17 protein-coding genes are annotated in these 23853 nt (G+C 42.7%); 3 read left to right on the forward strand and 14 right to left on the reverse strand.

The window, feature by feature from the left end; translation table 11 throughout:
* Positions 1-214: 214 nt before the first annotated feature.
* On the forward strand, positions 215-619 hold the full coding sequence (locus K5620_RS11815) for a GFA family protein (protein ID WP_040307179.1): 405 nt from the start codon (positions 215-217) through the stop codon (positions 617-619).
* Here the strand turns inward: K5620_RS11815 and K5620_RS11820 are convergent.
* From K5620_RS11820 to K5620_RS11835, 4 genes are all read right to left on the reverse strand, one after another.
* Entirely contained in the window at positions 616-2436 is a 1821-nt protein-coding gene (locus K5620_RS11820) for a sensor domain-containing diguanylate cyclase (protein ID WP_016401865.1), read from the reverse strand. The genes K5620_RS11815 and K5620_RS11820 overlap by 4 nt on opposite strands.
* A gap of 327 nt (positions 2437-2763) precedes the next feature.
* Positions 2764-3750, reverse strand: coding sequence for an HTH-type transcriptional regulator CysB (cysB, locus tag K5620_RS11825; RefSeq protein ID WP_016401866.1), 987 nt, complete (start codon positions 3748-3750; stop codon positions 2764-2766).
* Between the two features lie 138 nt (positions 3751-3888).
* Complete coding sequence (locus K5620_RS11830; protein ID WP_016401867.1) at positions 3889-6387, reverse strand: ABC transporter permease; 2499 nt, start codon at positions 6385-6387, stop codon at positions 3889-3891.
* A gap of 10 nt (positions 6388-6397) precedes the next feature.
* Positions 6398-7096, reverse strand: coding sequence for an ABC transporter ATP-binding protein (locus K5620_RS11835; RefSeq protein WP_040307180.1), 699 nt, complete (start codon positions 7094-7096; stop codon positions 6398-6400).
* A gap of 20 nt (positions 7097-7116) precedes the next feature.
* On the opposite strand from K5620_RS11835, the gene K5620_RS11840 reads away from it, so the two are divergent.
* A complete protein-coding gene (locus K5620_RS11840; RefSeq protein WP_051147618.1) occupies positions 7117-7758 on the forward strand; it encodes an arylesterase in 642 nt (213 codons plus the stop codon).
* Here the strand turns inward: K5620_RS11840 and K5620_RS11845 are convergent.
* The 9 genes from K5620_RS11845 to K5620_RS11885 all read right to left on the reverse strand — a co-directional run bounded on the left by K5620_RS11845 (position 7755) and on the right by K5620_RS11885 (position 22709).
* Positions 7755-8306, reverse strand: coding sequence for a cell division protein ZapC domain-containing protein (locus tag K5620_RS11845; protein WP_016401871.1), 552 nt, complete (start codon positions 8304-8306; stop codon positions 7755-7757). The genes K5620_RS11840 and K5620_RS11845 overlap by 4 nt on opposite strands.
* A 90-nt stretch (positions 8307-8396) precedes the next feature.
* Positions 8397-9407, reverse strand: a complete 1011-nt coding sequence (gene pyrD / locus K5620_RS11850) for a quinone-dependent dihydroorotate dehydrogenase (protein ID WP_016401872.1) — start codon at positions 9405-9407, stop codon at positions 8397-8399.
* A gap of 57 nt (positions 9408-9464) precedes the next feature.
* A complete protein-coding gene (locus tag K5620_RS11855; RefSeq protein ID WP_016401873.1) occupies positions 9465-14297 on the reverse strand; it encodes an NAD-glutamate dehydrogenase in 4833 nt (1610 codons plus the stop codon).
* 159 nt (positions 14298-14456) lie between these two features.
* Positions 14457-14675 carry a DUF2835 domain-containing protein gene (locus K5620_RS11860; RefSeq protein WP_016401874.1) on the reverse strand — a complete coding sequence of 73 codons (219 nt, stop codon included), beginning with the start codon at positions 14673-14675 and terminating at the stop codon, positions 14457-14459.
* Positions 14676-14688: 13 nt separating this feature from the next.
* Positions 14689-17313, reverse strand: a complete 2625-nt coding sequence (gene pepN / locus K5620_RS11865) for an aminopeptidase N (RefSeq protein ID WP_016401875.1) — start codon at positions 17311-17313, stop codon at positions 14689-14691.
* 139 nt (positions 17314-17452) lie between these two features.
* A complete protein-coding gene (locus tag K5620_RS11870; protein WP_040307182.1) occupies positions 17453-18832 on the reverse strand; it encodes a sodium-dependent transporter in 1380 nt (459 codons plus the stop codon).
* Between the two features lie 198 nt (positions 18833-19030).
* On the reverse strand, positions 19031-20320 hold the full coding sequence (gene dacB / locus K5620_RS11875; RefSeq protein ID WP_016401877.1) for a D-alanyl-D-alanine carboxypeptidase/D-alanyl-D-alanine endopeptidase: 1290 nt from the start codon (positions 20318-20320) through the stop codon (positions 19031-19033).
* Between the two features lie 172 nt (positions 20321-20492).
* Positions 20493-22208 (reverse strand): DEAD/DEAH box helicase, encoded by a 1716-nt coding sequence (locus tag K5620_RS11880; protein WP_040307184.1) that lies wholly within the window; start codon positions 22206-22208, stop codon positions 20493-20495.
* 162 nt (positions 22209-22370) lie between these two features.
* On the reverse strand, positions 22371-22709 hold the full coding sequence (locus K5620_RS11885; RefSeq protein ID WP_040307201.1) for a Grx4 family monothiol glutaredoxin: 339 nt from the start codon (positions 22707-22709) through the stop codon (positions 22371-22373).
* A gap of 212 nt (positions 22710-22921) precedes the next feature.
* On the opposite strand from K5620_RS11885, the gene sodB reads away from it, so the two are divergent.
* Complete coding sequence (gene sodB, locus K5620_RS11890) at positions 22922-23503, forward strand: superoxide dismutase [Fe] (protein ID WP_016401880.1); 582 nt, start codon at positions 22922-22924, stop codon at positions 23501-23503.
* 46 nt (positions 23504-23549) lie between these two features.
* Here the strand turns inward: sodB and K5620_RS11895 are convergent, their stop codons facing one another.
* A complete protein-coding gene (locus K5620_RS11895) occupies positions 23550-23849 on the reverse strand; it encodes an Rdx family protein (protein ID WP_016401881.1) in 300 nt (99 codons plus the stop codon).
* Positions 23850-23853: the final 4 nt, after the last annotated feature.

The following is a 23853-nucleotide window of genomic DNA, read 5'->3' on the forward strand; positions in this document are numbered from 1 at the left end:
AAGATTATATTGCTAATAGGAATATCACAAACATCAATAAAATACTGCTTTAAGGCTATTTTTTGTAAAGGCAAGCTGTATCGCCACATGAACACCCAGATAGGCAGTTTAGCATTTTCATAACAAGGCCTTGTTTAAAGATTAAACTGGTTATACCAATATGATATAAAAGTATGGATGTTTGATAGAAATTAAACCTAGGAGGACTTGAAAAATGAGTAACATCAACGGAAGTTGCCTATGTGAAGCTGTGCGGTTTGAAGCCCAAGACAAGTTTCAGCAATTTCATCTCTGTCATTGCGATCAGTGTAAGAAAATGTCCGGTAGCGCACATGTGTCAAACCTATTTATTAGGCCGGAATTTTTCAAGTGGCTGGCTGGTGAAAACCTGGTCGCTAGGTACGATGTTCCTAAGCGGAGCATAACTAATGCTTTTTGTAAGCAGTGTGGTAGTGCAGTGCCCTATTTATCGAGTACTAAGCAGTGGGTAATTGTGCCGGCTGGCGGCCTAAACAATTGCCCTAGTTTAAAACCGCAAGACCATATTTTTACCAACGAGAAAGCTGAATGGTACAAAGATATTGAAGAAATAGCTCAGTATCCTCATTTTCCAGATTAAGCTACGTTTGCCACGACGGCTTTATTACGTCCACTGTCTTTAGCTTCGTATAAAGCGTGGTCGGCTAAACTCATCAACTGCTCTATATTTTCTTCTGATTGCATCAACGCAATACCAATGCTGGTGGTAAAACGTATTTGTACGACACCGGTATTCACATAAATCCGTTCAACTGCCGAGCGTAAACGCTCTGCAGTATCTAAATCGGCATATAAGGCTAAGCCAAATTCTTCGCCACCCAAACGCCCTAATACATCACCATCACGAATTTCACTTTCTAAGGTATTGGCAAACTTCTTCAAAGCCTTATCACCAGCAGCATGGCCATGGTTATCGTTAATTTTCTTAAAGTGGTCAATATCGAACATCAACATGGTCATGGGGTGAGACCGGTTACGACAACTATCAAACATCGCTTCGGCCTTCGCCATAAAGCTACGTCGATTGTTTATGCCTGTTAGTGGATCGGTGCGAGCTTCACGCTCTGCCTCAGACTTAGCAACTTCAAGTGCATGAGTACGCTCAGACACCAATATTTCTAATTCTTGTTTAGCGCGCTCAAGTTGGCTGCGATAGCGCAGTTCGGCCTGCTCTTTTAGACGGCGTAATCTAAACAGGTGAATCCCCATGGCAACCATGATCACCATCATTTCACTGTATGAGGCTACAACCGGCCAGTAGTAAGTTACAAAGGTATGTTCAACAAGGCCTAAATCACGTAAGGCTTGGCTAAATAAACCCACAATTAGTACTGTCCAGCCTAGGGTGTAAACAGCGGACTCTCTAGAGCCTTGGTACCAACGAATCAAACTGGCTATCGCTAACATCGGGTATAGCAATAAAGCAATGGTAATAAGCACCACTGAGAATACGGTTTCTCTGGTTAGTGCCGCTACGGCAAGTAAAGCCGCGTTTAAGATCATAAAGCGTAAAACATAATCTAAACGAGGCGTATTCACTTTTGTTTGCAGGAATATGCGGGCAAAAATAACACCAGTCATTATCGACATTGCCCCAGTTAGGGACATGTAACTCCAATGGAAGTCTTCACGAATGAAGAACATGTGCGTAAAGCCTAATATGGTGGGCCATGTCGCCAATTTGGTAGCCGCATAGACAAAATACGCGTAATAGGTTTTATCATTGGTGGCAATTCCGGTCACCAAGGAAATAATCGACATTAAGGCCAGACCGCCTACCAGAAAGGCAATACTGCCTAGCTCGATGCTCTGCACATAGTGCATTTTGTCTGGCTGCCAAATCCTTAAATCTGGGAATACAAAACCCTTTTCGTCAGAGCCAAAGCGAAAGTAAAACTGATGGGTTTCACCAGCTGCTAACTCTACCGGCACTACAAATCGTTGGTGACTGACTAAGCGCTCTGAAAAAGAATTATTTAAAGCGAGATCGGCAATTTCTAAAAAACTGGGATCGTTGGTATTACGTTGATAAGCATTTAAGTAGATGAGTTGGTGGTCAACGTATTCTAAATTTAGAGTAATCGGTTTATCGCTATCATTGTGCAGATAGAAAACGCTCCAAAACGCTCCTGGCTGTAAACCCGTGGAACCTTTACTCGGTAGTCTGGAGAACTTATCTAAACGATAAGCAGCGATAGCATCAGCTAGATCAGCCTTGCCTTCTATATCGTGCCATACCTGAAAATGCTCACCCAGCCTTACACCATCTTCTAAACCATTTACGTGCAACGCACTTAAGCTCTCAGCTTGAGCAACAGAGAGAGTACAAACAGAAAACAAAACCAAGGCCAAAGCGAGTTGAGTTTTGCCTAAACAGCGCAAAAAATAATTAATCATGATGGTTTTACGTAGGCCGCCTTTCCTTGCGATATCGGAGTAGTTGTTAAATCTAATGTTCGTACAGCCCTGTAACAAAACATTAACCACTTATTAGAAGCTTAAAGATAAACACTAAGGAAGTCTACGAATCTACCTCTAATTAGTGAATTATCATCAAGTTGAGTACTAATTGTTACAATTTATCTGGCATTGCTGACCAAGAGCACTACTAACTGCACTCGCGCCAGAAGGGCTTATAAATCACAATTATAGTTAATTTTATTAACAATGGCTGGGGATACGGCAAACAAAAAAGCAGCCATCTGGCTGCTTTAGGAGGAACAACTACATAACGGGTAAATCAATATTCTTGAACAGCTCTTCCACTTCATCGAGAGACTTGGCTTGCACGGCTCTATCAACAATATCTCGGGTTAAGTGAGGCGCAAATCGTTCAATAAAATCGTACATGTAAGTACGTAAGAAAGTACCTTTTCTAAAGCAAATTTTAGTGGTACTTGCTCTGAATAAATGGCTAGCATCAATTGCTACCAAGTCCTGGTCTTGTTGCTTATCGATAGCCATACTCGCCAACACACCAACGCCAATTCCCATTCGAACATAGGTTTTAATCACATCGGCATCGGTTGCAGTGAAGACAATCTTTGGCACTTTGCCAGCACGACCAAAGGCATCATCTAAATCGGAGCGACCAGTAAAACCAAAAATGTAAGTAACAATGGAGTGCTTAGCCAAATCGTTAATGGTAACGACTTCACCGTTTAAATGTTTTTTCGCCAACTCATGTTCTTTGGGCACCAATATGCTGCGATTCCAATGATAACAAGGCAACATCACTAAATCGGAGAAAATATGCAGTGCCTCTGTGGCAATAGCAAAGTCTGCACTGCCCTTAGCCACTGCTTCATTTATCTGGTTAGGTGTACCCTGATGCATGTTTAGAGAAACATTTGGGTAACGATGGATAAAACCTTGAATAACTTCAGGCAACGCATAACGCGCTTGAGTATGAGTGGTTGAGATATTAAGCGAGCCTTGGTCTGGGTGAGTATGCTGATTAGCTACCGCTTTAATACTTTCAACCTTGGCCATAATCTCATTGCTGATGCGAATGATTTCTTTGCCAGCAGGAGTTACTTGGCTAAGGTGCTTGCCGCTACGCTTGAATATCTGAACCCCTAGCTCATCCTCCAATAAACGAATTTGTTTACTAATACCGGGCTGCGAAGTATATAAACTCTCCGCAGTAGCCGACACATTGAGGTTGTTGTTTACTACTTCGACGATATAACGTAACTGCTGCAATTTCATGTAGTTGAGTTCTCTGGCGCGAAAAAACTTTAACGCTAACTATCCGGTTAGCGAGTTCTTATTACATTTTTTCATAAGTATATAATCAATTACAGAGATATTGAAACGTCTTTATAACAGATATTTACTAAGCGCTAATCAGTTCAAATTTCTCACCAATTGTGCAGAGTTTTGTTTTAACAAACGCAAGGTTGCTCCTGCGCCCATTAAGGCGACTAACAGGGTGCCTAACAACGGCCCAAGTACCCACAACCCTAGGTTAATGGAAGCGCCGATATCAAACACAAACACTTGCAATAGTACCAAAATAGTTTGGGCAGCACTGGCTGCAATAAATCCGGCTAAAAAGCCGAGTATTACGAACTCATAGATCACCGCATTACGCAGTAGCTTTGCGCTCGCGCCTAAGGTTCTCAGTATCACCGTTTGCCGTCTACGTTCTTCCAAAGAGCTTTGTACTTGTGCATATAACACTAAGCTGCTGGCAAGTACCACTACTACTAGCACAAGTCTGAGTGCTAACGCGACCTGATCAACCACCTGAGACAGTTGTTCAATCAAGGCTTTAACATTAATTAATACTAAGGTTGGAAAACGCGCCATGGTTTGCGCCATCCAAGCGGCTTTATCTTCGGGCAGATTAAACGACGTTAAGTAGCCAGTCGGAAAGTCTTGCAAAATATCGGGGCTCAGCAATACGTAAAAATTAGGCTGCATGGTATTCCAATCGATACTGCGTAAGCTTGTTACGGTAACCGTAAAACGACTGGCACCAATCATAAATTCAAGAGTGTCGTTAAGCTTAATATCTAAGCGTTCGGCAAACTCTTCATCTACCGAAGCCTCACCAGTACTACCAGCTGTAAGCCATTCACCTGCTACCAGCTCATTACGATAAGGCAGCTCCAATACACTGCTTAAATTAAGTTCGCGACCAGCTCCTCGGCGTCGTGAAGAAGTCTTCTCTGAGTACTCCCCTTCTCGTTCTTGACTAACTGCTTCTTGGTTGATGGCAACCAGCCGACCTCGTAGCATTGGGAACATGGTGGTGAGTTCAACACTTTCATCGGCAAAACGAGAAGCTAGCTCAGGCTTCTGCTGCTCGGAAATGTTATACATGAAGTGATTAGGCGCGCCTTCTGGAAGCTGTTGCTGCCACTCACTAATCAAATCTTGTTGGATAACCCAAACAACCAGAGCTAACTTGATCGCTACAGTAAAGCCAATAAGCTGAACCCTATTTTTCTTAGCTCTTTTATAAAGAGACGAAATCGCAATCTTCAAACTAAGGCTTTTCAGCTTCTCTGCTTGCTTCTTACTGCCCCAGAGCAGCAATTGGCTCACAACCAACAACAGTGCCACCGCAATCAAGCCTACACCGAGCAAAATTGCACTCAAGGTAAATGAACCGCTATAAAGTAACAGTAATGCAAATACACTCACTAGCATCCACAAGGCAATCCATATTGGATTCACCACCGCATCATCACTATTGCGGCGAATTACTCGCATAGGTGCAATGTTAAATAGCTGAGACAGTGTTGGTAGCGTAAACGCAACCCCACAAATCAAACCACTGCCTGCAGCCATTAAGTAGGGCGCAGCGCCAGCACTGGGTAAATCAATATTGAGTAGCTTTTCAACATAATGGGTCACTGGCCATTGCACCAACGTGGCCAAAGCAATACCCAATACAATCGACACCAATACCACGGTAAACAGGTGTCCCAGATAAATGGTTCTGATCTGTGGCTTACTGGCGCCAAGCACTTTAAACATTGCAACGGTGTCGTAGTGACGTTGGCAATATAAGCGACTGGCTACAGCAATCGCTGCGCTGGCAAGCAAAATTCCGATAAGACCAGCTAATAACAAAAATTGCTGCGCCCTTTGCAAAGCTCCCGCTAAAGGAGAGTTGCCACTACGTACCGTTACTAAGCGTTGGTTATCGGCAAGCTGCGGTGTTACCCAATTTTCGAAGGCATCTAGCTGGCTTTTGTCCCCAGCAAACATATAACGATAACCTAAGCGACTGCCAGGCTGCACAACTTCTGTTTGTGCAACATCGTTAATGTTAATGATCACTCGAGGAGCTGTCATAAATACACTAAAGGGCGCATCAGGTTCGGTAACGATACGACCAGTCACTCGAAATTCTGCTTCGCCAATTTCGATTAGGTCGCCAATATCTATATCAAGTTGATAGAACAAACGTTCTCCAATCCAAGCCTCACCCTGAGGAATGCCCTTGGCGGACTCATTTGTTAAGCCATTTTTTTCTCGGCTTATTCTTAAACGCCCCTTAAGGGGATAGTCTTGGGATACAGATTTAACACTGGCGAGTACTAAGTTTTCGTTGCCATAAACCATGGAGGGAAACAACAACTGTTCAGCATAATCAAGCTGTAAAGACTCAGCTTGAACAGCCAAAGGTAAGTCAACGGGATGAGCACTGCGAACCACTCGGTCAGCCGCAATAAAGTCACCACTTTTGTTAAAGATGGCCTGCTCCATTCGGTCTGTTATGCTGGTAAACAACCACACCGAACTCACCGCCAGCACAATGGCGGCAGAAATAATGGTTAACTCACCGCGCTTTAGCTCAGCCTTAAATAAACGCCAAATTAAACTCTTCATCCTTGGCTCCTTAAGACTGAATAATACGACCAGCTTGTAATGTGATTTGTCTCAAGCAACGTGCCGCCAGTTTTTGCTCGTGAGTTACCAGTACCAAAGTGGTGCCTGCCTGTTGGTTTAGCTCAAACAGCAGGTCTTCAATGATTTGGCCGTTATTATTGTCTAAGTTTGCCGAAGGCTCATCGGCAAACAACACTTTAGGCTGACAAATAAACGCCCGCGCAATAGCTACTCTTTGCTGTTCGCCACCGGATAGCTGATTTGGATAATGATCGTGACGTTCAGCCAAACCCACTTTAGCCAGCCACTGTTCTGCGAGTTCTTTAGCATTAGGTAAACCCTTAAGCTCCGCAGGTAACATTACGTTTTCTAGCGCAGTTAGTGCAGGCACCAACAAAAACTGCTGAAAAATAAAGCCTACATTGTCGCGACGTAAACTGGCGCGTTGCTCTTCATCAAGCGCAGCTAAGTTCTTTGAACAAAGCTCCACACTGCCCTCACTGGCACTGTCTAAGCCGGCTAGAATACTCAACAAAGTGGTTTTACCTGAGCCAGAGGCTCCAACAATCGCTAGGGATTCGCCCTGTTGCACAGTTAAATCAATATCATTCAGCAGATTTAAATTTCCACCCGGAGTTGCAACATGATGATTGAGTCCGCTGGCGTTTATGATTATGTTAGACGCTGAATCTGAATTAGCTGTTGGCATATAGTAGGTGCTCAAAAATGATGGTTAGACACAAAAATAAAGTTTTAACGCTAGTTACACTATCTGTTTTACTCTTTTTTACATTGAGTTCAAAGGCTTTTGCCAATACCAAGTCGATTCTTATCCTAGGTGACAGTTTAAGTGCTGGATATGGCATGCCAATAGAACAGGCTTGGGTTTCATTAACCCAGCAATACTACAACGAAACAGACCAAGCTATCGATCTCATTAATGCCAGTATAAGTGGCGAAACTACAGCAGGTGGTTTAAGGCGATTACCTTCGTTGATTCAACAGCATAAGATCGACTGGTTATTGATTGAACTAGGCGGTAACGATGGTTTACAAGGCCACCCTACTTCCAACATTGAAAACAATCTAAACGCAATTATTGCCTTGGCTAAACAAAACGACATCAAGATTGCGTTGATGCAAATTCGTATCCCACCTAATTACGGCAAACGCTATCGCCAAGCTTTTGAGGGTTTGTACCCCAAAATTGCCAAACAGCAACAGATTAACTATCTACCGTTTTTTATTGAAGAAATAGCCACAAACTCGTCACTGATGCAAAACGATGGAATACATCCTAACCAACAAGCTCAACCGCTTATCAGTCAGAAAATGAGGGAACAACTAAAGGAGTTGGTGAACGCCGGTTAGCCGGTTTGGGCAAAGCCGTTAGCGTTTTGTAATAGCTGAGAAAGCGGAACAACCCGATCTTGCATAACTTTTATGGCTTCGAATTGGCTTAGCGATTTTCGCTTATCCAGTACTAAACCACCTTCAATCGTCATCAAGGTGTAAGTTTGCTCACTCACCTCTACCACCACGCAACGCGCTTGAGCGTTTTCGGTTTGCAATACTGCTAGCTCGCCGATTTGTAAGAGGTTTTGATGAGTGCCAGCATTACTAGTAAAAAACCAGCTTTGCGGCATTAAAGGTTTTAAGAATTGAGCTGAAGCAACAGCATTTAGACAAATCTGCACTTTAATCGGATCTGACCAATTAAAGGGTTCTAACTGCTCGAGAAATTGATAATAGAGCTGAGTGTGCTCGGTAGTAAACGGACCATCTTCTTGAGCATGTTGAACACAACGCTTTTTACACAACTTAGACACAAACAGCATATTTTCACCTAACTCAAGAGTCATTACTCCCTTGTTAGTATCAAATACCCAGTGCCATTGTTTATTAGGTTGAATTAACATTGCTAAAAAGAAAAACTGTCCATGTTGAGTTCACTTAATAAACAAATGTACTACGAGAACTCAACAAAGACAAATTAAATTAATTAAAATTTATACAGCCTTGGCTATTTGTTTAATTAATTCTGGGCCTTTATAAATAAAGCCACTATATATTTGAACTAATTTTGCGCCAGCATCCATTTTTTCTTTAGCGGCCATTGCTGAATCAATTCCGCCAACCCCGATAATTGGGATCTCAGATTTTAAGTAATGATCTAATTTTCTAATAACTTCAGTGGACTTTAATTGCAAAGGACGCCCACTTAAGCCACCAGCTTCACTAGCGTGGTTCATCCCTTCTACCATTGAGCGCTCTAGCGTTGTATTAGTAGCAATTACACCATCGAGCTTATATTTTAATAAAGAGTCACTAATTTGTTCTATTTCAGCTTCTGATAAATCTGGCGCTATTTTGATCAATAAAGGAACATGTTTATTATATTGCTGAGAAAGTTGATCTTTACGTTCAGTTAGATCCTTTAATAGATCTTCTAACGCTTCACCATATTGAAGTGTACGTAAACCAGGAGTATTTGGGCTAGAAATATTAACAGCAATATAAGAAGCATGTGGAAACGCTTTATTCATGCCTATTAAATAATCATCTTTACCCTTCTCTACCGGAGTATCAAAGTTTTTACCAATGTTGATCCCAAGGATCCCTTTATATTGGCTTTGCTCAACATTATTAATTAAATTGTCGATCCCTAAGTTATTAAAACCCATTCGGTTAATAATACCTTCGGCATCTAATACTCGGAAAATTCTTGGTTTATCGTTACCAGATTGCGGACGCGGTGTAACAGTACCAACTTCTACAAAACCAAAACCCATAGCATCAAAGGCTTGAATACACTCACCATTTTTATCCAACCCTGCCGCTAAACCAACTGGATTAGGGAAAGTTAAGCCCATCAACTCTACCGGATTAGGCGCGATATTCTGGCGGTAAACACGATCTAATAAAGTTCCACCGGTGCGTTTGAACATCTCAATAGTAAGATCGTGTGCGCGTTCTGGATCAAGTTGAAAGATAAGTTTTCGAGCAAGTGGGTAATACATTTGAACTCCTAGTATAAGACCCCCGAAGATGCAGGGCTTCGGGGGCAGTATTTTATACTAATTTACGGAGCAGTTTAAATTTAATAGGTTCAATTCCCTCAATAAAACCGAAAATTTTGCAAACTCGTGGGTATTTCCGGTCTTAAAGTCAGCTAACATATGATTCCAGCGGTCTAACAAAGGCTCGTGGGCTGCTAACCAATCATCTAAGGGATCATTGCTTTCCATTTTACTGGCCCATTTCAATGCACTTACCGTTAACTGACGCTGTTGCCAATCAAGATCCTCTCTAAAGGAAGATCGAGCTAGTGCCTGCCAATGGTTATCAACACTTTGTAGGTTGATTTGATCCAAGAACCAATGCAAACCAATGTTAGTCCCTAAGTTAAAGTACAGCTTAGCTACCGCTACAATATCTTGTTCGGCTTGCTCTGCTACTTCAGTTAAGTCTAACACTGAGTAAAGCGAGTTCATTTTAGCCATTGCACAAGCGATTTCTGCCGGTACTTGCTGGTCTTGCAGCTGTTTAGACTCATCGTTAACCAGCTTAACTTCTTCAGCGGCTAATACATCCATAAGGTTCTTTTGCAGCTGTAAATAGCTAGGCTGATAGCGTTCTATTTGTTGAGCAATGCCCAGTGAGCGGTCACGCAAGGTTAAGAAACGACGAGTCGCACGGCGAATAATGCGGCGCAAATTATCCATCATTTTCAGCTGTAGCTGAGCACTGATTTTGTTATCTAAGCCTTCAATTTTTTCGTACAGTTCCCACACACCAAACACTTCGCAGGCTGTGACATAGCAGTTACAAATCTCAGCTGGGGTCGCTCCTGTTTCTTCAACTAAACGGGTAACAAAATTAAAGCCTACATCGTCAACCACTTTGTTCGCTAAACGAGTTGCCACAATTTCTTGTTTTAAAGGATGTTGATGCATCTCGGCTACGTAGCGTTGCTGCAACAGCAATGGGAAGGACGTGATGAGTGTTTGACTTAAATAGGGATCTTCCGTCACCTCTTCAACATTAAACCACTCTTTAAGTACCATCTTACCGTAAGCCACTAACACCGCTAACTCGGGACGCGTTAAACCTTGGCCATTAGATTGGCGCTCTATTAGCTCTTCGTCGCTAGGCAAAAACTCTAGGTTTCTATCAAGCAGATTGTCACGCTCTAGTGCATGCATAAAGCGGATAACTTCTTTAACGGTAGCTGCGCCTAATTGCTCAGAAATACTAATAGACTGGCCCTGACGATAAGCGTTATCTAATACAATCTCGCTGACGTTCTCGGTCATGTCCACCAGTAGTTTGTTGCGTTGCTTCTCGGTTAAATCACCATTGCTGACTAAGCCATTTAGTAAGATTTTGATGTTAACTTCGTTATCTGAGCAATCTACGCCACCCACATTGTCAGTAAAGTCAGTATTTATTCGACCACCGTTAGATGCGATTTCAATTCGCCCTAATTGGGTGATACCCAAGTTACCACCCTCACCTACAATTTTGGCACCAAGCTGCTTACCGTTAACTCGTACCGCGTCGTTAGCTCTATCACCAACTTCTGAGTCAGACTCTGAGCTTGCTTTAACGTATGTGCCAATCCCACCGTTCCAGAATAAGTCTACAGACGAGCACAAAATGAGCTTGATAAGCGCGTTAGGTGTAACACTCTTCTCTTTTGTATTTAGCAGTTTTTGAATTTGAGGTGTAAGCGAAATTGACTTAGCGCTACGAAGGAAAATACCACCACCTTCACTAATTAAGCTCTTATCGTAATCTGCCCAAGAAGAACGAGGTAGCTCAAACAAGCGCTTACGTTCTTTGTAAGAAGAGGCAGAATCAGGAGTTGGGTCAATGATAATGTGCATGTGGTTAAATGCTGCCACCAGGCAGGTATGCTCGGATAACAACATACCATTACCAAACACATCGCCAGCCATGTCGCCCACAGCCACACAGGTAAAGTCTGTAGTTTGGCAATCGATACCTATTTCACGGAAATGACGCTTAACCGACTCCCAAGCACCACGTGCGGTAATGCCCATGCCTTTATGGTCGTATCCATTGCTGCCGCCGGAAGCAAAAGCATCACCCATCCAAAATTGATATTCTTCACTCAGCTTATTGGCAATATCTGAGAAAGTAGCAGTACCCTTATCTGCAGCTACAACCAAATAAGGGTCATCTTCATCACGACGAACCACTTGCTTCGGCGGAACAATCTCACCTTTTACGTTGTTGTCGGTAATGTCGAGTAAACCGCGAATAAAGGTGCGGTAACACTCTTTACCCTCTTCCAACCACGCATCTCGATCACTTGGGCTTGGCAGACGTTTACATACAAACCCACCTTTTGCTCCAACTGGCACGATTACCGTATTTTTAACTTGCTGAGCTTTTACTAAGCCAAGTACCTCGGTTCTAAAATCTTCTCGTCGATCTGACCAACGCAAACCTCCGCGTGCCACTTTGCCGCCCCGTAAATGCACCCCCTCTACCCGTGGAGAGTAAACAAAAATCTCAAACATAGGCACCGGTTGTGGCATGTCTGATATTGCACTCGGGTTCATTTTGAAAGAGATATAATCTTTTACCTGCTTATCTTGATTTAGCTGGTAGAAGTTAGTTCTTAAGGTGGCCTTAATCATCTCTAAGTAGCGACGTATAATTCGATCGTCATCAAGGTTTTCTACTGCGTCTAACAGCGAAATTAATTTAGCTTCAATCTTCTCTTCTGTTTTATCTGAGCGTTTAAGACTTGGATTAAAACGACGACGGAATAGCTCTAACAGCAGAACCGATATATCTGGGTAGCTAGCAAAAGTTTCTTCAATGTAACTTTGACTAAAGTTGCTACCAATTTGGCGCATGTATTTTGCGTAAGCACGCAACAACGCAACATCTCGACCAGACGCCTGTGCAGCTAAGACTAAACGGTTAAAGCCATCATCTTCCAAACTACCAGACCAAATTTGTGCTAAAGCTTGCTGGAAGTTATCGCGATTCTTTTCAATATCCAGCTCTTTAGAAGCTACAAAGGTCATAGCGAAATCGAGCAGCCAATATACTTTTCCATCGCTGGTGGTCAATCGATAAGGCGTTTCACCTATTACTCGTAACCCCATGTTCTCTAACATGGGTAAAATATCAGACAGGTGCAAAGGCTCATTTAGGTGAAACAGCTTTAAACGAACGTGGTTGCTATCGATGTTTTCTTCCTGAGGTCGATAGAACAGCATGCCTAACTGGTTTTCATCATCAAGATCTTCAAACTGAATAATATCGGCTACCGCTGAGCCCGGTAATACATTCTCTTTATAAGAACGAGGAAAAGCAGTTTGATATTTATTACTAAGCTGAATGGCCCGCTCTTCGCCAAAATTAGAAACAAGTGAATCTACTAAGCGGTCTTCCCAGGTTCTTGCGGCTTCAATAAGATTGGTTTGTAGGTCGCTCAAGTCAAACTCCTGATCGTTATTTTCTACACGCACCAAGTAATGGGTTCGCGCCATTGAACCTTCGGTGAAGTAAGTTGAGAACTCCACGTCTTCCTTAGACTTAAAATGCTCCTTAAGAATTTGCTGGCTATGGATCCGCAAAGCAGTGTTGTAGCGCTCTTTTGTGGTATACACCAAGCAAGAATAAAAGCGTCCGTATATATCCTTACGTACAAACAACTTCACCAAATCACGTTCTTGGATTTGCTCTACGCCTAAACCAATGTTGAGTAACTCTTCTTCGGTGGCCTGAATAAGCTCATCACGGGGATAAGTTTCCATGATGTTTAGTAAAGATTTATAAGCGTGAGAGCCGGCAGGAAGATCTGAATTAACCATTATCTTCGCTAGCTTTTGGTTAATCAGAGGAATCTCTAGAGCACTACGGTTGTAGATAGAAGAGGCATACAAACCAATGAAACGGTGCTCACCAATCACTTTGCCACTTTTGTCAAAAACTTTAACCCCAACATGGTCAATATAGGCTGGTCTATGAACCCTTGATTTGTGGTTGCTCTTATTTAACACCAAGGGGACTTGGTTGGTGGCTAAATCTCGCCCTGCGGTGGTGTAAGACGACAATGAGACAACTTGGCTGGTTACGTATTCTCGGTACAATCCTAAACTGCCAGTTTCATCAGGTATTAGCTGCAAATCGCCTTTTACTTGTTTAAGTGAATAGTGTCGATAGCCCATTAAGGTAAAGTTGTTATCCGACATCCAAGACAAAAAAGCGGTACTTTGGGCCAAAGATTGATCGTCTTTTGCGCCATTGCTATTAGCTAACTCATCCGCCACCGACTTTAACTTTTCGAGCATCGGTTGCCAGTCATTCACCACTACGTTAACTTCATCCAATACAGTGTTAAGTTCTTTATTTAGGCGTCGTAAGGCTTTTTCATCACTCTGGCGGTCGATCTCAATCATGAATACTGTTTGATTGCCAAGCTGGGCATGCTCTACATCATGAACGGCCGTCACTTTGTTATTATCATCTCGATCTAAGCGCATCGGTTGATGCATTAACAAGTGAGTATTAATGCCACTACGCCCTAAAGCCATGCGGATGGAGTCAACCAGAAACGGCGAATCTGGCACCACTATCTCGATAATTGTATGGCTAGATTGCCAACCATGGCGGCTCAGTTCGGGGTTATAAACCTTAATGTGGCGTTCGCAGGTTGAAGTATGATTAAGGGCATTCCAAAGCCCTACTCCTACTCCATATAAATCACTGTCGCTGCGATTGGCTAAATCATCACTGCCCATGCCTGAAAACAGTCGTGAGAGAAACTCTTCGGCCAAGGGAGCAGCCGTTTTATCCAGTTTTTGATTGACGATTTGATAGACTTTTTTAAGCAGTACGGAGGCATGTTGCTGCGCTCTTGTCATAACGCATTCCTTATCCTAGTAGAGTAATATTATTATTGTGTAAAACAATGGCTTATTGTTTATTTCAGTGTAGTTGGCTTTAGAAAATAATCGACAAAACAACCACTTTCACCTTACAAACAATTAAACCACGTTTTTACATATTTACAACATAGATGACTAGACTTTTTGAAGTGACAGAAATTTATTGTTGCTGTCAGTAGACAGGACAAAACGACCATTTATTCCGCTTCGGTCTAAAAAAGGCAAAAAGCGCAAAGCAGGGATCTGAATGCGCATACCATTGCTATCTGTAGCAATAATAGAGCGGGCTGTTCCTCGGTATACCCGCTCAAACTCCTGATAAGAAATGTGAATATTAAAAAAGTACTGCTTCATTGCTCGATTGCACTTAGGCCTTAAGTTGTTGCAAGCCGTTTGTTACCTTTTCAAATAGATCTTTACTGAGGTCTTCCAGCTCAGCTAAGCGCTGCAACTGCTCAATAATGAGCGCTTTACGCTCATCATCCAATTTAACTGTTTGGATCAGCGGGGTAATCAAACGCGATGCAACTTGCGGGTTTTGAGTATTTAGTACACACAAGATATCGGTTAAGTAGCGATAACCAGAACCGTCTTTTGCGTGAAAGTGACGCGCATTGTTGTTAGCGAAACTACCAATTAAAGAGCGTACTCGGTTAGGGTTTTCCATACTAAAACTGGGGTGTTCCGCCAAGGCTTTTACCCTGGCTAAACTGCCCTCTTTGGCATAACTGGCTTCTAAAGCAAACCACTTATCCATCACTAAGCCATCATGTTGCCAGTTTTGCTCGTAGTCTTTAAACATTGCATCTCGCTGCTGAATACCGGCATTGTTAGCAGCCGACATAGCAGCCAATTTATTAGTCATGGTTGGGCTATCGAAATAGGCCGCTGCAACTAACTCTGGCTGAGTATGCGCCACATATTGTAAACATGCGGCACGTAGCGAGCGCAAATTAATATCATCATGGGCCAAGCTCTGTTTATCGGCTTTTGCACAAGCTTGCTCTAAGGCTGCAAATTGCTCAGGCAATGCGACAGCTAAACTATAAATGAAAAAGTCTCGAGCTTGAGCAATTGCATCAATATCTACTTGGGCAAAACCATCAGCAATTTCATTCTCACCACTAATGGTAAGTAGCTCTGCCAATAAACCTTTATCAATTGAGGTATCTTCTAATAGCAGCTTAAAGGTATTAATAATCGCCTCTTCTAGCTGCAAATTGTTACCTGCTTGAACTTGTTCTACGGCTTGTTTCATCCACGCGCTAACTAGCTTTTGCATGCCGTCCCAGCGCGCAAAAGTATTGCTGGCATGATTGATAATTAGCAGCAGTTGGTCTGTGCTGTATTCCATATCTAGTTTTACAGGGGCTGAGAACTCTTGCAGCATTACCAATGTAGGTTGCTCACTAATGCCTTCAAAGTGCCAGGTTTGTTGCTGCTGAGTAAGCTCTAATACTGAAGAAACAGCTTGCCCATTCGAGTTAAGCGCTAAAGCTTCGCCATTGCTGCTTAACAACTCTACAGACACTGGAATATGCAATGCTTGTTTCTCGCTTTGTTCAGCGGTAGCTGGTGTATGCTGGTGAATGGTTAAGCTGTACTGTTGTTTAGCTTCATTGTATTCACTTTGAACTTTAAGCACCGGTGTGCCTGACTGACTGTACCAGCGCTTGAACAGGCTTAAATCTTTGCCGCTAGCATCTTGCATCGCATTCACAAAATCATCGCAAGTTACCGCTTGGCCATCGTGGCGCTCCACGTAGGTTTTCATACCCGCTTGAAAACCCTCTTCGCCTAGCAAGGTATGCAGCATACGAATCACTTCCGAGCCTTTTTCATACACTGTTAAGGTGTAAAAGTTATTCATCTCAATCACCTTATCTGGGCGAATGGGATGCGCCATAGGCCCTGCATCTTCGGCAAATTGATGACTGCGTAATATACGAACATTCTTAATTCGATTTACTGCTCGCGAGCCTAAATCAGAACTAAATTCTTGGTCGCGAAAAACCGTTAAACCTTCTTTTAACGATAACTGAAACCAATCACGACAAGTAATACGGTTGCCGGTCCAGTTATGGAAGTACTCATGACCAATTACCGCTTCAATGCCTAAAAAGTCGTTGTCTGTGGCACTCTGTTTATTAGCCAGAACATATTTAGAGTTAAATACGTTTAGGCCTTTGTTTTCCATTGCGCCCATGTTGAAGAAATCGACGGCAACAATCATATAGATATCAAGGTCGTACTCTAAGCCAAAGCGCGCTTCATCCCAACGCATTGCCGCTTTTAGCGATGCCATCGCGTGTTCGGTACGATCTAAATTGCCTTTATCAACAAATAACTCCAACGCAATAGTTCTACCCGATTGGGTAACAAAACTATCTTCTAACAAGTCAAAATCACCAGCAACCAAAGCAAATAAATAGCTTGGTTTAGGGAATGGGTCTTGCCAGCTTACCCAGTGTTTACCACCGGCTAACTCGCCTTGATCAATCTTGTTACCATTCGATAGCAAAAACGGATATTGGGCTTTATCGGCAATAATTTTAGTGCTGTAAGTAGCCAACACGTCCGGTCGGTCTAAAAAGTAGGTGATTCGGCGAAAGCCCTCTGCTTCACACTGAGTACAAAAAGCATCACCCGATTGATACAAACCTTCAAAGGCTTTATTTTCTTTAGGGTTAACTCGAGTCACTACTTCTAACTCAAAACGCGCTGGCAATTCACTAATAACTAACTGCCCTTCACTCACTTGATAAGCATCATGAGTTTGCTGATTAACTTTAATACTCAGCAGCTCCAGTTTTTCACCATCAAGCACTAGGTCGGTAATGTCATTTGTCTGCCTAACCACCGTTGATACAGCGATAACTTTGGTAGCACTAGGATCTAAATCGAACTCTAAGGCAACACTTTCGATAGTGTAATCAGGCGCTTTATAATCTGAACGGTACTTGGCTGTAGGTTGAGCTGATGAGTCGGCCATGACACTTCCTTATTTGAGAAAAGAGAAAATCTTGTAAGCAGATTTTATTGTAAAAGATAATAGTATGCGCAGCTAACGCTTTGTTGCTGCTTTAAAAACAAAAAAGCCGGCCTAAGCCGGCTTTTTAGATACGTTCAGCTTAAAAAGACAATAAGCCAATCGCATTTAAGAAAACTACCGCAATGGCAATTGGTGAGATAAAGCGAACGCTCTTCGAGAACATTTGGAAGGCTTGGCTCTCTAAGCCCATGCCTTGCTTCACTTTGTCAGCTTGAACAATCCAGCCAACAAATACAGAAATAAACAAGCCGCCTAAAGGCAGTAGAATATTAGCAGTAATGTAATCTAAAACTTCGAAGAAGTTTTTACCCATTGGGCTTTCTTCAAACTGGAAGATTTCCCAGCCAGCAAATGAGCCAATAGTGCCTAAGCTTAATAGCCAAACCGCACTACCAGAAACAACCGCAGCAACGTTACGGCGGAAACCTTTACGCTCAACTAAGTAAGCAGAAGTTGATTCAAGCAACGCCAAGGCTGAAGTAAAGGCAGCAACGGTTACCATTACGAAGAATACTGTAGAGATCACGCCACCTAGTGGCATAGTTCCAAAGGCAATTGGCAATGATACAAACAGTAAACCAGGACCTGCGCTTGGCTCAATACCGTTGGCAAATACAATTGGGTAAATAGCTAAACCAGCCATTAGCGCCACAACGGTATCGGCAATTGCGATGTAAATAGAGGTTTTAGCAATTGAAGCACCTTCCGGAAGGTAAGCGCCATAAACCATCATAATCCCTGACGACAAACTCAAGGTGAAGAATGCATGACCCAGTGCCATAAGCACGCCATTAATTGTCAGCTTCGAGAAGTCTGGGCTGAACATAAAGCTAACTGCAGCGCCAAAATCACCGGTTACTGCTGCATAAATCATAATGATGGTTAGCAATACAAACAGTGCAGGCATTAGTAAAGTAACAATGCGCTCTAAACCTTTGGTTACGCCTTTAGCTAAAACAACTACAGTGCCCACAATTACCAAAGTAGCCCATAAAACAAGCTGCTTGGGATCAGAGGTTAATGCGTCGAATAAAGCGCCAATTTGTTTTGCGTCACCCGCTGCAGCGCTAATATCGCCACCCGCAGATTTGAATACATACGCAACTGCCCAACCAGCAATAACGATGTAAAAGCTTAATACCAAAAAGCCCGCTAATACGCCCATGCCACCAATAAATGCCCAGTTCTTAGAACGACCATTTTCTATAGCAACTTTAGCGACCGCGTTGGCAGGAGTAGAACGACCTTGTTTACCTAAGTAAACCTCGGCCATCATCACTGGGATACCAATGAATAAAATACAAAGAAGATAGACAAGAACAAAGGCACCACCGCCGTTCTCACCCATAATATAAGGGAATTTCCAAATGTTACCGAGGCCTACAGCTGCGCCGGTGGCAGCCAAAATGTAAGCAAAGTTACTTGACCAGCGATTACTCACCGAAGTGTTATTACTCATGATTTTCTCTTTTATATTGTGTTTGCTAATTGCGTCCATGATTTTAGGGCGCCAATATAAGCATAAACAAAGGGAAAATTACAGCCAAAATGAATCTTTATGCTGAAATTATGCGGTCTGTCGGCACAAGCAATCTACAAATAGTTCAACAACAAGTTAATCCACCTGAATAGTCATTCTGAACTATTGCATTAAACATCAATTAAACGCTTGCCACTGTTGCTCTAACCATTCCTTTTCATAGCGTAGTATGGGATGTAAGGTTTGTCTTTTCTTTACTGCAGTTGCTTCTTGTTCGTTTAAAGAAACCCCATTTGCCATCAATACAAATGGCCTTAACTGATCACCTTTTTCGATAAAGCCAACTAAGTTGACTACCCCATTTACATAACCACTTTTAGCCAGCACCTGCGCCTTTAAAGGCGCACGAGTCAAACTACGACGATATTTTAAGGTGCCGGTTTGTCCAGCAATAGGTAGGCGTTTAATTAAGGCTTGTAACTGTGGATCTGATTGCCAAAGCTGCATGACCTGATACAGCAGGTTTGCACTAATCAGGTTCTCTCTAGATAAACCTGAACCATCGCGAATTTGTGCGCGGCTTAAATCAAGCCCCAAAGCGTTTAATTGTTCAACTACAACTTTACTGGCTTGCTGATATGTACCAGCGCGCTGTTGCTCTCTGGCTAAAGTTTTAAATACGCTATCTGCCGTCAAGTTGTCGGATTCAACCAGCATATACTCTAATAACTCAAGTAACGGCGCAGAGAGGTGATTAACGCTCTCAGAATAAGGACTAAGTTGCTGCTGGTACGAAATATTGCCTTTAAAGCTTAAGCCCGCTCTCGCCAAGCTTCGCTTTAACTTCGTTGAAAAATAACGCTGTTCATCGTTAATCGAAAAACGTAATGGCATCATGCTGCTATTCGCCTTTATACAACCTTGCAGCGAATACTGGTTATGATCACCCACACGCAGATTTTGCTCACAATCGGGATGATTTTGGCTCACAGTAATAATTTGATTGTCGATGTTGAGTAGACGGGAATCACTAATATGTAGACGGCTTAACTGCCCTACCTTGCCCGGCTTTAAATTACCGTTAATACAGTTGTTATCAATATTTAGAGAGCTAGCTGGCGCAGCAAAACAAATACCGATGTCATTCCATACTTGCCCTTGGCTTCGGTTATGGCCTGTAAACTCGCTGTCATCAACTTGAATAGACGCGACTTTAGAACCAAAACGTGTTTTAGCTTTATTCAGCAGTGCAACTAAATCTTGGCTGGTAAAACTCGGATCGCCGCGCATGTGTAAGCGAAGATGCATGCCTTTATCACTGGGTTTAATGCTCAACTTAGTGGTATAGCGGTAATCTTTACCTAGTTGCTTAAGGGCAACGGTTGCGGTTACTACTTTAAGAGTGCTGGCGGGAGTTAACAGTAAATCAGCATGTTGTGAGCTATCAGGGCTAACAAAACTGATCAAGGCACCAGGTGGCTCAACGATCGCATGGACAAAAAAGGGTGTAAGAACAATAGAAAGGAAAGCTGAAAATCTAACAATAGCCCGCATAGTTGCCAAACTCTAATAAACAATATGCCGAGTATATAAAAAAAGGTGAACCTAAGTTCACCTTTTCTTTTGCTAAGTTAATCGCTTACTGAGCAATTAACTCTAAGCGCATCGCACGTTGGCGAACAAAGCTGCGTTTTAAGTGATTAAATGTCTTTTCAGGCATTCCACTTGGTAGCTCAACCGTTGAGTAGCTATCAAACAACTTAACACTACCAATGTAATCACTGCTAATGTTTGCTTCGTTAGCAATAGCACCAACAATATGCTTAGTTTGCACACCGTGTTCTTTACCTGCATCAACACGGTAAGTATTCATTTCCACGTCTGCAGTACGGCGTTTGCGTTTAGCACCGCCTTCACCACGTTCGTTGCGCTCACCACGTTGACCGCGATGGTTGCGCTCGCCACGCTCACCGCGTTGGCCTCGGTGACCACGTTCTTTATCTTTGCTAAAGCGAGCTGAGCGAGGCTCTGGATCAGCAGGCAATTTGAACGGACGCGCAGTTTGCGCTTGGAACAACAACGCAGTAGCGAGTTCAAGTTCGCTCATGCCTAGGTTGGTCGCAAGTTCAGATGCAATGCTTTGGTAATCTTCAAGCTTGGCATTTTCTACCGCTGCAGCCAGCTTGTCTTGGAAGCTAGAAACGCGCTTCTTCTCGATTTCTTCACGAGTAGGTAGCTGCATTTGCTCAATTTTATGACGAGTTACACGTTCAATATTGCGTAACAAACGTTGCTCGCGGTAACCAACAAACATGACTGCTTTACCACTACGTCCAGCACGACCAGTACGGCCAATACGGTGAACATAGGCTTCTGCATCGTAAGGAATGTCAAAGTTAACCACTAAGCCAATACGTTCTACATCTAAGCCACGTGCAGCAACATCGGTAGCTACAACAATGTCTAACTTGCCAGATTTTAAGCGTGTAATGGTACGCTCACGCATGCTTTGGTTCATATCACCGTTTAATGCGGCAACACTAAAGCCTTTTGCTTCTAGGCGTTCTGCAATATCGGTGGTAGACGTTTTAGTTCGAGCAAAAATAATTGAAGCGCTATCACAGTTAACTTCTAGAATGCGGGCCAACGCTTCTATCTTGTTTAAACCAGCAACATGCCAGTAGAACTGATCAATATTTGATACTGTTTGAGTCTTAGCCGCAATTTTTACTTCTTTTGGCTCAGACATGTAATTTTTGGTGATGTTTTTGATTGCCGGCGGCATAGTTGCCGAGAACAACGCTGTTTGGCGCTGCTTAGGCATATCACGCATAATGCGTTCTACATCGTCAATAAAGCCCATACGAAGCATTTCGTCAGCTTCGTCTAATACTAAGGCTTTAAGTTGATCTAGTTTCAACTTACCGCGATCTAGGTGGTCGATAGTACGACCAGGAGTACCTACAACAATTTGCGGGCCACGACGTAGCTCTTTAATTTGCTGGCCGTAATCTGCACCGCCATAAATAGCCAATACACGTAAACCAGGAATATTGCGGCTAAAGTCTTTAATTGCATCAGCAACTTGGTTTGCTAGCTCACGCGTTGGTGCAAGAACCAACATTTGAGGAGCATTAAGCTTTGGATCAAGTTTGGCAATTAAAGGAAGAGAAAACGCGGCCGTTTTACCGGTGCCAGTTTGTGCCAAGCCAAGTACATCATGTCCTTCCAGCAGTAACGGAATGGTCTTTTCCTGAATCGGAGACGGCGTCTCAAATCCAATCTCGGAAATAGCGTTTAAAATCGTTTCAGGTAGAGCGAATTGCTCAAAACTTGAACTGCTGGATTCTGTCATATTTGGCCCACAATTATTTAAAGGATGCGCACTATACGCTTTTGATCACAAAAAGTCTCATTGATTTTAGCTTTTTATAGAAAAACATTGACCATCTTGATATGGACCAATAAAAAACCGCTCTAGTGAGCGGTTTATTTTCTTTAAGTATAGAAGAAATTTCTATTCTGCTTCAGGCGCTGGGTGCTTAGCTGCAGTTTCTTTAATTAAAGGTTGTAGTTCACCGCTGCGGAACATCTCCATTACGATGTCACAGCCACCGATTAACTCACCTTCAACCCATAGTTGTGGGAAGGTTGGCCAATCTGCGTAGTTTGGTAGCTCAGCGCGAATGTCTGGATTTTGTAGAATATCTACATAAGCAAAGCGCTCACCACACTGCATTACAGCTTCTACTGTTTGGGCAGAGAAACCACAGCTTGGGAATTTAGGCGAACCTTTCATGTAAAGTAGAATTGGGTTTTCAGCGATTTGCTGTTTGATTTTTTCAATCGTTTCCATTTTAAACTTCTCTAATTTTTGCACTAAGTCTATTCTAGGTGTTGGGCGTATCCTAGCAACAATAGTTGCCAATTTCACCACTTTGCTCTAGATCAATTTTTTTTAGTATTTTTGCTTTGCGTGATAAAGCACTAGTGCTAAACTCTTTTGTAAAGTTTTTACTATATAAAAGATTGCGCTAATAAAGCCAATTATTACAAGGAGAGAAACACATGGCATTTACATTACCTGAATTACCATACGCACAAGACGCACTTGAGCCACACATCTCAGCTGAGACTTTGTCTTTCCACTACAGTAAGCACCACAATACCTACGTAGTAAAACTAAACGGTTTAATTGAAGGCACTGACCTAGCAGAAAAAAGTTTAGAAGAGATTGTTAAGTCTTCTACTGGTGGCGTATTTAACAACGCAGCCCAAGTTTGGAACCACACCTTCTACTGGAACTGTTTAGCGCCAAATGCTGGTGGCCAACCAACTGGTGCTCTAGCAGCAGCTATCGATGCAAGCTTCGGTTCTTTTGAAGAGTTCAAAGCTAAATTCACCGACAGCGCTATTAACAACTTTGGATCTAGCTGGACTTGGTTAGTTAAAAACGCTGACGGTAGCCTAGCCATTGTTAACACTAGCAACGCTGCTACCCCACTTACAGACGAAGGCGTAACTCCGCTTCTTACCTGTGACCTATGGGAACACGCTTACTACATTGATTACCGCAATGTTCGCCCTGATTACCTAAATGCTTTCTGGGCATTAGTAAACTGGGAATTTGCTTCAGCTAACTTTGCGTAAAAGCTAGCGATGTAAAAAGGGCGCTTAATGCGCCCTTTTTTATGCTTTATGTTTCCTTGCTATCGCTATGACCTAAGTCCATCTCGGGTGCAATTTTGTCCCTTACCCGCTGCTTAAGAATTTTTGCCTCTGGAAATCCATTGTCGGCCTTTCGACACCAAATTAATTCACCATCCAGATAAATCTGAAAACGCCCACTTGAAGCAGGTTTAAGTGCGACTTCCGATAACTCTTGCGAGAAGGTTGTTAATAGCTCTTGGCTAAGCCAGGAAGCCCTTAATAACCACCCACATAAACTGCAGTAATATATTTCAACTTTGGGTAACACTGGGTCTTGCTGTTCCACTACC

It is taken from the genome of Agarivorans albus (assembly GCF_019670105.1).
GTDB lineage: Bacteria > Pseudomonadota > Gammaproteobacteria > Enterobacterales > Celerinatantimonadaceae > Agarivorans > Agarivorans albus.